At 43.1% G+C, this 13,026-nt stretch carries 12 protein-coding genes; 10 read left to right on the top strand and 2 right to left on the bottom strand.

Going from position 1 to position 13,026, the window contains the following annotated elements:
* Positions 1–18: 18 nt before the first annotated feature.
* Both dnaB and ACMUMQ_RS02745 read left to right on the top strand, forming a co-directional pair.
* The gene (gene dnaB / locus ACMUMQ_RS02750) at positions 19–1,395 is read left to right on the top strand and encodes a replicative DNA helicase (protein ID WP_414680502.1); all 1,377 of its coding nucleotides are present in this window, start codon (positions 19–21) and stop codon (positions 1,393–1,395) included.
* Between the two features lie 102 nt (positions 1,396–1,497).
* Complete coding sequence (locus ACMUMQ_RS02745) at positions 1,498–3,060, top strand: methyl-accepting chemotaxis protein (RefSeq protein WP_414680501.1); 1,563 nt, start codon at positions 1,498–1,500, stop codon at positions 3,058–3,060.
* A 103-nt stretch (positions 3,061–3,163) separates the two neighbouring features.
* Here ACMUMQ_RS02745 and bioA read toward each other — a convergent pair whose 3' ends face one another.
* Positions 3,164–4,453 (bottom strand): adenosylmethionine--8-amino-7-oxononanoate transaminase, encoded by a 1,290-nt coding sequence (gene bioA, locus ACMUMQ_RS02740; protein ID WP_414680500.1) that lies wholly within the window; start codon positions 4,451–4,453, stop codon positions 3,164–3,166.
* Between the two features lie 75 nt (positions 4,454–4,528).
* The gene (locus tag ACMUMQ_RS02735; protein ID WP_414680499.1) at positions 4,529–5,275 is read right to left on the bottom strand and encodes a ComF family protein; all 747 of its coding nucleotides are present in this window, start codon (positions 5,273–5,275) and stop codon (positions 4,529–4,531) included.
* A gap of 37 nt (positions 5,276–5,312) precedes the next feature.
* Here ACMUMQ_RS02735 and bioB point away from each other — a divergent pair, with 37 nt between their 5' ends.
* From bioB to ACMUMQ_RS02695, 8 genes are all read left to right on the top strand, one after another.
* The gene (bioB, locus tag ACMUMQ_RS02730) at positions 5,313–6,392 is read left to right on the top strand and encodes a biotin synthase BioB (protein ID WP_414680498.1); all 1,080 of its coding nucleotides are present in this window, start codon (positions 5,313–5,315) and stop codon (positions 6,390–6,392) included.
* Positions 6,376–7,563 (top strand): 8-amino-7-oxononanoate synthase, encoded by a 1,188-nt coding sequence (bioF, locus tag ACMUMQ_RS02725; protein ID WP_414680497.1) that lies wholly within the window; start codon positions 6,376–6,378, stop codon positions 7,561–7,563. Before bioB ends, bioF begins: the two co-directional genes overlap by 17 nt.
* A gap of 9 nt (positions 7,564–7,572) precedes the next feature.
* Positions 7,573–8,376: an alpha/beta fold hydrolase gene (locus tag ACMUMQ_RS02720; protein ID WP_414680496.1), complete on the top strand. Its 804-nt coding sequence runs from the start codon at positions 7,573–7,575 to the stop codon at positions 8,374–8,376.
* Entirely contained in the window at positions 8,360–9,178 is an 819-nt protein-coding gene (gene bioC, locus ACMUMQ_RS02715; protein ID WP_414680495.1) for a malonyl-ACP O-methyltransferase BioC, read from the top strand. The genes ACMUMQ_RS02720 and bioC overlap by 17 nt, the downstream gene beginning before the upstream one ends.
* Positions 9,179–9,181: 3 nt before the next feature.
* Positions 9,182–9,859: a dethiobiotin synthase gene (gene bioD / locus ACMUMQ_RS02710; RefSeq protein ID WP_414680494.1), complete on the top strand. Its 678-nt coding sequence runs from the start codon at positions 9,182–9,184 to the stop codon at positions 9,857–9,859.
* A gap of 96 nt (positions 9,860–9,955) precedes the next feature.
* A complete protein-coding gene (locus ACMUMQ_RS02705; RefSeq protein WP_317003023.1) occupies positions 9,956–10,426 on the top strand; it encodes a helix-turn-helix domain-containing protein in 471 nt (156 codons plus the stop codon).
* Positions 10,426–11,580, top strand: a complete 1,155-nt coding sequence (locus tag ACMUMQ_RS02700; protein ID WP_414680493.1) for a sensor histidine kinase — start codon at positions 10,426–10,428, stop codon at positions 11,578–11,580. The genes ACMUMQ_RS02705 and ACMUMQ_RS02700 overlap by 1 nt, the downstream gene beginning before the upstream one ends.
* 1 nt (position 11,581) lies before the next feature.
* A complete protein-coding gene (locus ACMUMQ_RS02695; protein WP_414680492.1) occupies positions 11,582–12,928 on the top strand; it encodes a sigma-54-dependent transcriptional regulator in 1,347 nt (448 codons plus the stop codon).
* Positions 12,929–13,026: the final 98 nt, after the last annotated feature.

Here is a 13,026-nt window from a genome sequence, read left to right as displayed (position 1 = left end):
TTTTTATGGATGTTTTCTGTGCAGCTAAATGATTCTGAAGTCTCTTCTATTAAATTGCCGCCTTATTCTATTGAGGCTGAGCGTTCTGTTGTTGGTGGATTAATGCTGGATCCACAAGCTTGGGAGAAGGTCTCTGAGCTAGTGATTGCCGATGATTTTTATCGTCCGGAGCATCAACTTATTTTTGCTGTGATTGCTCGCTTAGCTGATGAGTCTGAGCCCATTGACGTGGTTACGATTGGTGAGCGATTAGATAAGCGCGGTGATTTAGAATCCATCGGCGGCATGGGTTACTTAATCGAAGTGGCGGAAGCGACACCAAGCGCTTCAAACATTGCATCATACGCCGACATTGTTCGTGAACGATCGATTCTTCGCCGTTTGATCTCGACAACCAACGATATTTCCTCTCGAGCTTTTCACCCTGAAGGAATGACTGCTGCTGAAGTATTGGATGAAGCTGAGCGGAAGATTTTCCAAATCGCAGAAGGTGGAGAGAAAAAAGGCGGTCCTCGAATTGCCGCGGATATTTTAAGTGCCACCGTAGATAAAATTGATGAGCTTTATCATCAAGAGGGTGCTATTACCGGCTTGAGTACAGGATTTACGGATCTAGACGGCATGACGGCAGGAATGCAGAAGTCTGATTTGATTATCGTGGCGGGTCGTCCTTCTATGGGTAAAACGACCTTTGCTATGAACTTGGTGGAAAATGCCACCATGATCACAGATCAACCTGTGATCGTTTTCAGTTTGGAGATGCCATCAGAACAATTGATGATGCGTATGTTGTCATCATTAGGGCGTATCGATCAGACTCGAATGAGGTCTGGTCAATTGATACAAGAAGATTGGGATAAGCTCATGTCTGCGGTGAAAATGCTGAAAGATCGCAAGCTGTTTATCGATGATACGGGTGGTATTAGCCCGACTGAGATGCGCTCCCGAGTGCGTCGTATTGCCAGAGAGCACGGAAGTCCTGCGCTGATCATGGTCGATTACCTTCAGTTGATGCAGATTCCTGGTTTCACCGAAGGTCGAACAAATGAAATCTCGGAAATATCTCGATCTCTAAAGGCCATTGCGAAAGAAATGGAATGCCCTGTGGTTGCTCTGTCTCAGCTTAACCGTAGTTTGGAGAATAGACCTAATAAGCGTCCGGTTAACTCAGATTTGCGTGAGTCTGGTGCGATAGAGCAGGATGCGGATGTGATTTCCTTTGTTTATCGTGATGAGGTTTATCATGAAGACACGCCTCATAAAGGGATTGCTGAAATTATCATTGGTAAGCAACGTAACGGGCCGATTGGTACTTGTCGGTTGGCGTTTGTTGGTAAATATACTCGCTTTGAAGATTTAGCGCCTGGAGCTTACCAAGATTTTGATGATGAATAGGGTTATGTTTACTTTTGTACCTTTTCAGAATTAATATGGTTGCCCACGTTTTTAATACATATTTTTTATAGAAAAATAACTCTGCCACTCAGGGATTATCGTATGCGAAAGATGCCAGTTACCAACAAAGAAAATGATTTTCCAGAAAGCGATGTTTTGGTTTCCAGTACGGATGTGAAAGGTCGAATTACTTTTGTTAATGATGCTTTTTGTGATGTGGCAGGTTATTCATCTGACGCCTTAATTGGAGCGCCTCATAACGTTATCCGTCATCCTGATGTGCCTTCTGCTGTTTTTGCCGATATGTGGGCGAATTTGAAGCAGGGCAATAGCTGGATGGGTATTGTCAAAAATCGTTGTGAAAATGGCGACCATTATTGGGTAAGCGCACATGTAAGCCCTTTGTTAGATGGTAATAAAGTTATCGGTTATGAGTCAGTTAGACGAAAGGCGACAAGAGAAGAAATTCAACATGCCCAAAGCATTTATGATCGACTAAATGCAGGAAAAGGCTTGTTGCCTTTTGCTGCGAAAGTTCGCTCTCATTTGGCGAATGCCGCATGGCCTGTATTAGCTGCGTTTGTGCTCTTGGCTGTGGCTGGATTAACTTCCAACTTATTGATTATCCAAATACTATCTTGTGTTTTGGCGGCGTTGGGCGGAGCTTTGTCTCTGTATCAAAATCAAAGCTTAAATGCAGTTGTTGATGGTTTGTCTAAAGAGTCAAAGAACCCAATTGGCCAATATTTATACTGCAAAATGATTGGCTCTAAAGCCGCCGTTAAGTTTGCCAAAATTCACCAAGAAGCCGCAGGGAATACCTTTAGATACCGTTTGAAAGAAGGTGCAGGGCAGCTGCAAAAGAGAGCGTCAGAGTCAAAAGCAAGTGTTACCGCTAACTTAAATAACTTTAATAAGCAGCGCGGCACTTTTCAAAGTGTGGTGGCGTCTAGTTCTCAGTTATTGTCCAGTGTGACTCAAGTCGCAACACACGTTAACGTGGCGGTTGAAGCAACTGAGTCTGTTGGCTCTTTGACGCGAGATAGCCGTTTATTGGCTCAGCAAACGGGCGAGACAATGCGAGCTGTGTATAAAGATATTTCGGATGCTAAAAAGGTTGTTGCTGTTTTGGCTGAGCGCAGTGACAGTATCAATGAAGTGGTTCACTCTATTAGCGATATCGCCGATCAGACTAATTTATTGGCCTTGAACGCGGCGATTGAGTCTGCTCGAGCGGGCGAAGCGGGAAGAGGTTTTGCAGTTGTGGCAGATGAAGTTCGAGCATTGGCTATTCGGACACAAAATGCGACGCAAAATATTCATACCATGACGGAAGAGTTGAAAAAGAATACTTCTGATGTGACCGAGACAATCGATAAAGGCACTTTGGTTGCGCAGCAAGGCGTGGACAGTGTTAATCAAGTTGCACAAAAAATGGGAGACATTGAGGCAGCTATTAAGAAAGTCGTGGAAATGACGGCACAGATTAATGTCTCATCAGAAGAGCAGGCGGCAGTAGCCCGTGACTTGAATGATAAAATGGAAGATGTGGATGCCTTGAGTCTGGATAGTATTCGCAGTGCAGAAAATATTGTGTTGAATATCACACACATTGAGGAAGAAGCTTACGAACAAAAGAATCTTGCTGAAAGAATGAAACAGTAAGGCTTTACTCTTTTAAAACGGTTTGAAGTTTTTAAAGCCCCAACAAGCATTCTTGTTGGGGCTTTTTCATGTGTTGCTATTGCTTGAGTCACTCAATAAAAAATCAAAGTTCACTTACAACTTTGTAGATAGCGTTTCCTAATTTTTGTATTTGGTCTTTAGAAATGACATAAGGCGGCATTAGATAAATGAGTTTGCCAAAAGGTCTGACCCAAACACCAAGATCAACAAATTTAGGCTGAATTTGATGTAAGTTCACCGCGTTTTTCAGTTCGACAGCCCCTATTCCACCAAGGCATCGAACGTCTTGGACTTGCTCTAATGCTTCACATTGAGCGAGGGCTTCTCTCATCCAATTTTCTAACTGAGATATTTTCTTTGGGATCTCATATTGGCTTAATAAGGTTAAGCTGGCGTTGGCCGCAGAGCAGGCGAGAGGGTTTCCCATAAAGGTTGGTCCGTGCATGAGAACACCACCTTCGTGACTTATTCCCAGCGCAACGCGATCGTTTGTTAATGTCGCGGCTAGCGTCATATAGCCGCCAGTTAATGCTTTGCCAACACACATGATATCAGGACAAATATCTGTGTGATCAGTGGCGAATAGCTTTCCTGTTCGACCAAAACCTGTCGCAATTTCATCAAAAATTAGCAAGATATCAAATTCATCACACAGTTCACGGATTCGGTTTAGATAAGCTGGGTTATAGAAACGCATTCCGCCTGCATTTTGCACGACAGGCTCAATGATAAAGCCAGCTATTTGCTGATGATTTTTCTGAAAGCTTCTGCGTATTTCGTCTAGATAGTCTGTTTTTACGGGTTCTTCAAACCCCGTTGGAGGCGGGCTTATAAAAAACTGTTGTGTAAGTGCGTTGCTAAACAAGTTGTGCATGCCGTTTTCTGGGTCACAAACAGACATGGCTGCAAATGTATCGCCGTGATAGCCACTTTTCGGAGTAATGAAAAATTGTTTCTCTGCTTTTCCTTGAGTATTCCAATATTGAATAGCCATTTTTAAAGCGACTTCGACAGATACAGAGCCTGAATCAGAAAAAAATACACGCTGTAGATCGCTGTGCGTTATGTCGATAAGTTTTTCAGCAAGTTCTATTGCGGGTTTATGAGTAAAGCCGCCAAACATAACATGAGAAAACTCAGTGATTTGTTTTTCTATTGCAGCATTTATTGTTGGGTGATTGTAGCCGTGAATGACACTCCACCAAGATGACATGCCATCAACAAGAGTGCGCCCATCACTTAATATAATTTGGCAGCCGTCGGCTTTTTCAACGAGATAATGTGGCGTTGGTTGGCTCATTGAGGTGTATGGGTGCCAAAGAAGTTGCTTGTCTAAATCGACATAATCTTGTGTTGAGCGTGTGTTTTTCATTGAATCGCCTGTCATTATTTTTGTTGCATACTAAACAATGAAAAAGTCTAAGGCTAGGTTATCCGCTTGGCAGAATTATTTTTCCTTGTCTGGTGTGCGAGCAATAACCCAAACATCAACTCGTTCCGCACCGGCGTTTAATAGAAGTTTTGTGCAGCTTTCTATGGTGCTTCCTGTGGTCATTACGTCATCAAATAAGGCGACATGTTTAGCGATAGGGGCTGTTACTTCGTAGAGCTTTGTCTTGTTTTTAAGTCGGTCTTTTCTGCGCAATAAATGCTGAGCTTGGGTGTGTTCTCGTTTTCTAAGCGGGTTTTGACGAGCTTGTTGTGGGTATTGGTCACCAAGATGTTGTCGAAGGTTTTTTAGTAAATGATTGGTCATTGTTTTGGTCTGGCAGAAACCACGTTCTTTGATTCTATTCGGGTGGCTCGGAACGTAGATTAGTTGGTCGGGCCAAGAATCTGAGGAGTAAGTCTGTATTAGGTGTTCGCTCAATAGTTGCGTTAGTGGGCGAATATAATGATTTCCTTGGTTGAATTTGATGCTATGGATCAGTGTTTTGACAATTTCTTCGAATCGATAAGGTGCGATACAAAGCTGATATTCAGGTGTGGATGCTTGGCAGTTACCACAGAGAATGTTTGGAGTTTGGGTGGGACATTTGCAGTGAAGGCAATGTTGTTTGTTTTTCGGAAAGCCTTTGTGGCAGTGTTGGCAAAGTGTGCGGTCGCTTTTTCGATGACAAATATAGCACTGGTTTATTAATAAACCATAGTAAACTTCATTTATTTTTTGTGTTGACAGTTTTATCCAGTCCATTAGTATTGCTCCATCCATTTATTCCATTGAGGTCAGTATGTCTATAAATATGCCTATAAATACGTCTGTCGAAAACACTTGTGAGCCTCGCTTTGATTGGACTCATGCGGAAGTGAAAGCGCTTTTCGATTTACCATTTATGGATTTACTGTTCCGTGCTCAAACTGTACATAGAGAAAATTTTACGCCAAATGAAGTGCAAGTGAGTACTCTTTTGTCTATTAAAACCGGGGCTTGCCCTGAAGACTGTAAATATTGCCCGCAAAGTGGTCATTACAATACCGAGCTTGAAAAAGAAAAATTGATGGAAGTTCAAAAGGTGCTTGAAGAAGCTGCTTTGGCAAAAGAAAAGGGCGCGAGTCGTTTTTGTATGGGAGCGGCGTGGAAGCACCCTTCTGAAAAAGATTTTCCTTATGTGCTCGAAATGATCAAAGGTGTTAAATCATTGGGCTTAGAGTCTTGTGTGACATTGGGGACATTAAATGATGATCAAGCTAAGCGATTGTCTGATGTTGGCCTAGATTATTACAATCATAATTTAGACACGTCCGCCGAATATTACGACAGTATTATCACGACTCGAACGTATCAAGATCGTTTGGATACGCTTTCTCGAGTTCGAGATTCTGGTATTAAATTATGTTGTGGCGGCATTATGGGAATGGGCGAAGAGCAAAAAGACCGTGTCGGTTTGTTACGCCAGCTTTCTCATATGACGCCTCATCCAGAAAGTGTGCCAATTAACATGTTGGTGAAAGTTGAAGGTACGCCATTAGAAAATGTAGATGATCTTGATATATTTGAATTCATTCGCACCATTGCGGTAGCGAGAATCATAATGCCTAAATCCCATGTTCGTTTGTCTGCAGGTCGTCAAGGTATGAATGAGCAAACGCAGGCTTTGTGTTTCATGGCGGGTGCGAACTCCATCTTTTATGGCGAAAAACTGTTGACGACAGGTAACCCTGAAGCAGACAAAGATATGGCACTGTTTGCAAAATTAGGCATAAACCCTGAAAAACGAGAAGAGCATTCGGATGAAGCGGTTGCGGAATCTATTGCTGCACAGGTGGTGAAGCAGGAAGAGTCTAAGTTGTTTTATGAAGCCAGTGTCTAATAATACGCCTGAGTGGATGTTGGCATCGCTTCAAGAAAGACGCCAGCAAGACTTAATGCGTCGTCCTGTTGTTCTTGATAGTCCACAAAGGCCTAACGCAAGAATTAATGGCCAGGAATATAAGGCCTTTTGTTCTAATGATTACCTTGGTTTGGCTAATCACCCTGCGCTTGTTGATGCAATGCATGAAGGTGCTTTGCAATACGGTGTTGGTGGTGGTGCTTCGCATTTAGTTTGTGGTCATTTGAAGCCTCATCAGCAACTTGAAGAAGCGTTGGCAGACTGGCTTGGTTACGACCGAGTTATGTTGTTTAGTACTGGCTATATGGCGAATCTTGGTGTTTTGTCTGCGCTGGCTGGAAAGCAACGGCCTATTATTCAAGACAAATTAAATCATGCCTCTTTGATAGATGGCGCTTTGCTTGCGCAGGCGCCTTTGCGCCGCTATTTGCATGGTGACGTGGCAAGTGCTGAAAAACTGTTGTCTAAATCACCTGAAGCTGGGCTTCTTGTTACAGATGGTGTTTTTAGTATGGACGGAGATCTTGCTCCGTTAGCGGACTTATCTCGGTTAGCGTCAGATCACGGCTGGATGTTTATGGTTGATGATGCACATGGCTTGGGATGCATGGGTGAAAACGGTAAAGGCAGTTTGTCTTTGACTGGATTAAACTCAACGAGTTTGCCCATTTTAGTGGGTACTTTTGGTAAGGCGTTTGGTACTTCCGGCGCTTTTGTTGCGACGTCTCATGATTATGCTGATTATTTAACGCAGTTTGCGAGACCTTATATTTACACTACTTCCATGTCTCCCGCGATGGCGTGTGCCACTTTAGCTTCTCTGCAAATTATCCAATCCGATGAAGGGCAAGAGAGACGAGAGAAGTTGGCTTGTCATATTCAATATTTCCGACGAAGAATGCAGGCTCTTTCGATTCGATTAATGCCATCTGACACTGCGATCCAGCCGATTATCATTGGTGATAATGGGTTGACGTTAGAAATCAGCGAGCGTTTACGCCAATTTGGAATATGGTGTACCGCTATTCGTCCACCGACTGTGCCTGTTGGTAGCGCACGCTTAAGAATTACCTTAAGTGCAGATCACTCAGATGAAGATTTAGTGTTATTATGTGATTCACTCGAACAGATTTTAACATCGGAAGACTAGAGGGATTGCATGCGCGCACGTATTGAAACAGAAGCATTTGGAGACCCAACTCACCAGGCTATTTTTATTGTGTCTGGGTGGGCTATGCCGAAAGAAGTTATGCATGCTTTTGCGCAGCGTTTAAGTCAGCGTTTTTATGTTGTTTTAGCCAATTTACCTGGTATTTCACTGGATGAGCAATGGATAAGCCGCTCTCGCATTGGCCCTAATTATGATATCGATGCGTTAACAGAGCAGCTGATTGAAGTGGCGCCGAAAAGATCCTGGTGGATTGGTTGGTCTCTTGGTGGAATGGTTTCTACTTATGTGGCGGCTCGCCGCTCTAGTTGTGTGCGTGGGTTGATTACTTTGTCGGCGGCGCCTAGCTTTGTGGCCCGAGATAACTACCCAAATGCTATGTCCATAGATGACTTCGATGCTTTTTCATCCTTGGTTGAAATCTCACCAGAACAAGGTCTTAAACGTTTTGTCGTTTTACAAACAAAGGGCGCGGAAGATGAACGTGCTCTTATTAAGCAATTACACTCTTTTTTACCGATAAAAACGCTTAATCGTGCCGCGTTAATCGGAGGTCTTAGGTTACTAAAATCTCTTGATGTTCGTCGTGAACTGTCGATTTTAGATTTGCCTAACTTGCATATATTCGGCGGTAAGGATGCTTTGGTTTCTGTGCAGAACTTAGAGCAGCAAATTGATGCAAATCCTCTGCAGCAATCTGTTGTGTTACCTAACTGTGCACATCAGCCTTTTCTTGAAGACGAAGAAACCTGTGTGCGTCATATAGAAAACTTTATAGATGCTAACCAATTATGATGTTTCTCCGCTTAGCTACAAACGGCAATTAGCTAAGCGTTTTGATCGTGCTTCTTTGTTTTACGATACTTATGCCGACTTTCAAAAAATTGTCTTAAAAAAATTGCTGTCGCAATTGCCTGTTGAATCCGCAGATAGCGTTTTGGATCTGGGGACAGGAACTGGGCAAGCCTTAGAGCAATTAACCAACCGACTAACGCCTACTTCGTGTGTTGCTTTAGATTTGTCTCAGCAAATGTTGGGAGTGGCTAATGCGCGATCTTCCCATGTGCCGAATATCCATTATGTTTGTGCAGATGCCGAGGCTTTGCCTTTCTCTCCAAATGCTTTCGATTGTGTTTTCTCAAGTTTGGCTATTCAGTGGTGTTTGAAGCCAAGAGATTTATTTAATGAGCTTTATCGTGTGACTCGACCAGGTGGTTTTGTGGTTTTTTCGACCTTATTAGAAGGCTCTATGCCTGAAGTTGATCGATCATGGCAGAGCTTGGACGAGCGAAAGCGTGTTCATGAATATATGTCTGAAGCGTCCTTGCTTGGTTGTCTTGAGTCTGGTGGTTTTGAACGAATATCTTCTGAAGAGTCTTGTATCTCTATGTCATTCGAGACGGCAGAGAGTGCGATTCACTCTTTGAAAAAAGTGGGTGCGAGCCTGATATCGTCAAATGCTCATGCGGCACTTTCTCCGGCCAAATGGAAAGCGTTTTTACATAAATACGAAGCGCAAAGAGAGGAGGCCGGTATTCCGTTAAGTTATCAGGTGGCGTTTGTTGTTGCCCGTAAACCTATAAATTGTCAGGAGTAATGTGTGAAAAAACGTTTTTTTGTAACCGGCACAGATACAGATGCAGGCAAAACCTTTGTAACTGCGGGATTGTTGGCGGCCGCTAAGCGAGCCTGTGTGAGATCTCTGGGGCTTAAGCCCATTGCAGCAGGGGCCCAAGAAGTAGATGGTGCTTTGCGTAATGAAGATGGCTTGTTGATTCAGCAAGCGAGCAGTGTGGTGTTACCGTATGAGCAGGTGAATCCAGTCGTTTTTGCACAACCAATCGCGCCTCATATTGCAGCGATGCAGGAAAATAGATTGATCACGGCTTCTCGTTTAGAAGGCTTTATTAAAGGTGCTTTGTTAACGCCCCATGAATTTGCTTTGGTGGAAGGCGCTGGTGGATGGCGCGTTCCTTTAAATGACAGAGAGTTATTGTCTGACGTGGCAAAGCTGCTTGGTTTTCCTGTGATTCTTGTTGTTAATATGAAGTTAGGTTGTTTGAATCATGCCATTTTGACGGCAGAATCTATTGCAAGGGATGGATTGCCTCTCGCTGGTTGGGTTGCAAATACAGGGCCCGAGAAAATGCCATATTATGATGAGAATTTAGAAACCCTTAAGGCCATGCTTTCGGCTCCGTTATTAGGGACTTTATCTTGGTGTCAGGACGAGAAAGTCTCGCAAAATCAGTTCGATAAATTATTTTTGGCGTTATAATAATTCTCAATAAAACTTGAAAGTTAGAGATGTAAACGCATTATGGTTATAACGTAGATGGGAATGATTGATTTTGCTTAACGCTGGGGTGATGTTGTGAATGCTTGGTTGTGTGGTTTAGATGAAAATGAGTACGCGAGTGTTTCAAGCATCTTAACCTTTATAGGTGTTGAACACAGCACATCTTTGACTGCCTTTCAGTTGCCGGATTTTGTTGTTTTAGGTGAGGCGGTTCAGTCTTTTGAGTTGGATGAAATGCTGCCAATTATCTCTCTAAGCCATTCTATGGAAGTGTTTGGTGACTACAATGTCTGGCTTGCGCCTTTGCCTTGGCGCTCTCAGACACTTTCTTCTATCCTCAAGAGCATTAAGCAACTGCATACTTTTCCTCAAGCCTCTGGCGTAAACTTGAACTTACATGTACGTCATTTGGAAGCCTTGCTGATTCGTCAGGCTTTGGCTTCTACTCAAGGTGTGGTTTCCAAGGCGGCTCAAAACCTGCAAATACAGAGAACCACGCTAATCGAAAAAATGCGTCGATATAATATTGATAAGTCGGAGTTTTAGTGACTAAAGATGAGGAAATAGCGGAATTAAAAGCCGCTTTCAAAGCATTTACTGAATCTTCGGATATTTTGGCGAAATCTTATTTAGACCTTCAGCAAGAAGTCACTCGACTGTCTTCTCAGTTAGAGAGTGCAGAGCAAGCAAAGCGAGAAGAGCAAGATAAAAACCGGGTTTTAGTTTTGCAGTTCCAGCAATTGTTTGAGTCCATGCCTGTTGGGGTTTTGCTGCTGAATGAAGAAGGCGTGGTTGTAATGGCGAATCCCGTTGCAGAGCGCTTATTCGAACTGTCTTTGGTTGGAAAATCTTGGGCGTCGATTGTGCCTTTAAGTTTTCGGCCTCAAGAAGATGACGGACATGATGTTAGTATGGTGACAGGGCGACGAGTGAAAGTAGAGACGGCTTCACTGGGGAATGTGCCGGGTCAGTTGGTGATTCTGGTTGATTTAACAGAAGCTTATTTGTTGCAGAAGAAACTTAATCATCATGAGCGTTTGTCTAATATGGGGAAAATGGTTGCGGCACTTGCTCACCAAATTAGAACACCTCTCTCTTCAGCCACTTTGTACGCGGGGCATTTGCAAAAGCCAGAACTTGCTCCTGTGATGCGTCAAACCTTCGCTAATAAATTGGTGGATCGGTTATCCAATATAGAAAAGCAAATTCGTGATATGCTGATTTTTTCTCGTAGTGAGATTAAATTAGATGAGACGGTAAGTGCTAATCTCTTTATTTCAGAGTTAACGGATCACTGCCAAGAAATCACTGAACAGAAAAATATGCTGTTCGAGGTCAGTGGTGAAGAATTCCCCGATACAGATTATATTCAATGTAATAAAGAGACCTTGTTGGGCGCTTTGTTGAATTTGCTAAATAATGCCATTGATGCTCAGTCAGAAGGCTCGACGGTTAAGTTGGGGTGGCGTAGTCAAAACGGCAACATAACGCTGATGTTTAAAGATCGCGGTGTGGGGATGTCGAAAGAACATTTGGAATACGTACAAGAAGGCTTTGTCACAACAAAGCAGCATGGAACTGGATTAGGCCTTATGGTGGTGAAAGCCATAGCAAGGGCTCATCATGGAAAATTTGAAATAGACAGTATAGAGGGGGCTGGCACGACAGCCAGTCTGACACTTCCTCTTGTAAGGGTATAGCATGTCTGATGTTCGTTTATTGATAGTAGAAGATGATAAAGGGTTGGCTGAGGCGCTAGAAGATACGCTTATGCTGGCCAGTTACCAATGTAAAATGGTTTATAGCGCCGAAGAGGCTGTGCTTGCTCTGAAACATAATCCGTTTGATATGGTTGTATCAGATGTGAATTTACCTGGTATGGATGGTTATGGGCTGCTTCATCATGTGGTCGATACTTATCCTGAGTTGCCTATTATGCTTATGACCGCCTATGGCGATATTGCACATGCAGTAGAAGCGATGCGAGATGGTGCGGTCGATTATTTATTGAAGCCATTTAAAGAAGAAGAATTGCTGAGTGCGATTGCTAAATATACGATTAAATCGTCCTCTTCTTCCAATAGTCAACCAATCGCAAAAGACCCTTCAAGTGTGGCGTTGCTTGAACTTGCAAAGCGCGTTGCCGTTACAGATTCAACTGTATTGGTTTGTGGTGAGAGTGGTACTGGTAAAGAGGTATTAGCGCATTATATTCATCAAGAATCGAATCGATCTAATGCACCTTTTGTGGCGATTAACTGTGCTGCGATACCTGAAAATATGCTGGAAGCAATCTTATTTGGTTATGAAAAAGGCGCTTATACTGGAGCGGTTTCTTCGCAAGCGGGTAAATTTGAGCAAGCCAATGGCGGAACTTTGCTGCTAGATGAAATTACTGAAATGGATGTTGGCTTACAGGCTAAGTTGTTACGGGTTTTGCAAGAGCAGGAAGTAGAACGTTTAGGTGGGAAAAAAGCGATTCCTCTTGATGTTCGTATTATTGCTACCACAAACCGAGACTTGGCAGATTACGTGCGTGAAGGCGGTTTTAGGGAAGATCTATATTATCGTTTGAATGTTTTTCCTCTTCGTTGGTCGCCAATTCGTGAGCGTAAGGGAGATATACTACCCATTGCGCAGCATTTGTTGGCTAAACATGCAGCTAAGATGCGTATTGCGTCAGCGGCTTTTAAGCCATCGGCACAGAGCAAGTTAGAGTCACATCCTTGGCCTGGTAATGTGCGGGAGCTTGATAATGTCATCCAGCGTGCACTTATATTGAGCCCAAATGCTCAAATTAGTGAGGAACACATCGCTTTTGATATGATGAGTTTGTCGCCTTCTAGTCCAGAAGTTGAGGAAGAAAAAGACAGCGTTGCTTCTATTTTAGGAAAGGGTGTACAACAGCACGAATTCCGTATTATTGCTCAAGCTTTAATTGATGCAAACGGTAAGCGTAAGGTGGTTGCAGACAAACTGGGTATTAGTCCTCGCACCTTGCGTTATAAAATTGCAAAAATGCGCGAAAGCGGCATAGATGTGGATTGATTTTTGTATCTTGTTTCAATTAACTTTATGCTAAGCTTAACTAATCATAAAAGTTGAACGAATCTGTGTTAAATTGTGTGAATGTAGTTTTTTAGGTG

The organism is Marinomonas algae (assembly GCF_047525555.1).
GTDB lineage: Bacteria > Pseudomonadota > Gammaproteobacteria > Pseudomonadales > Marinomonadaceae > Marinomonas.
The sequence above is the reverse complement of the archived record's forward strand: the minus strand, read 5'-3'. Positions and strand labels throughout refer to the sequence as shown.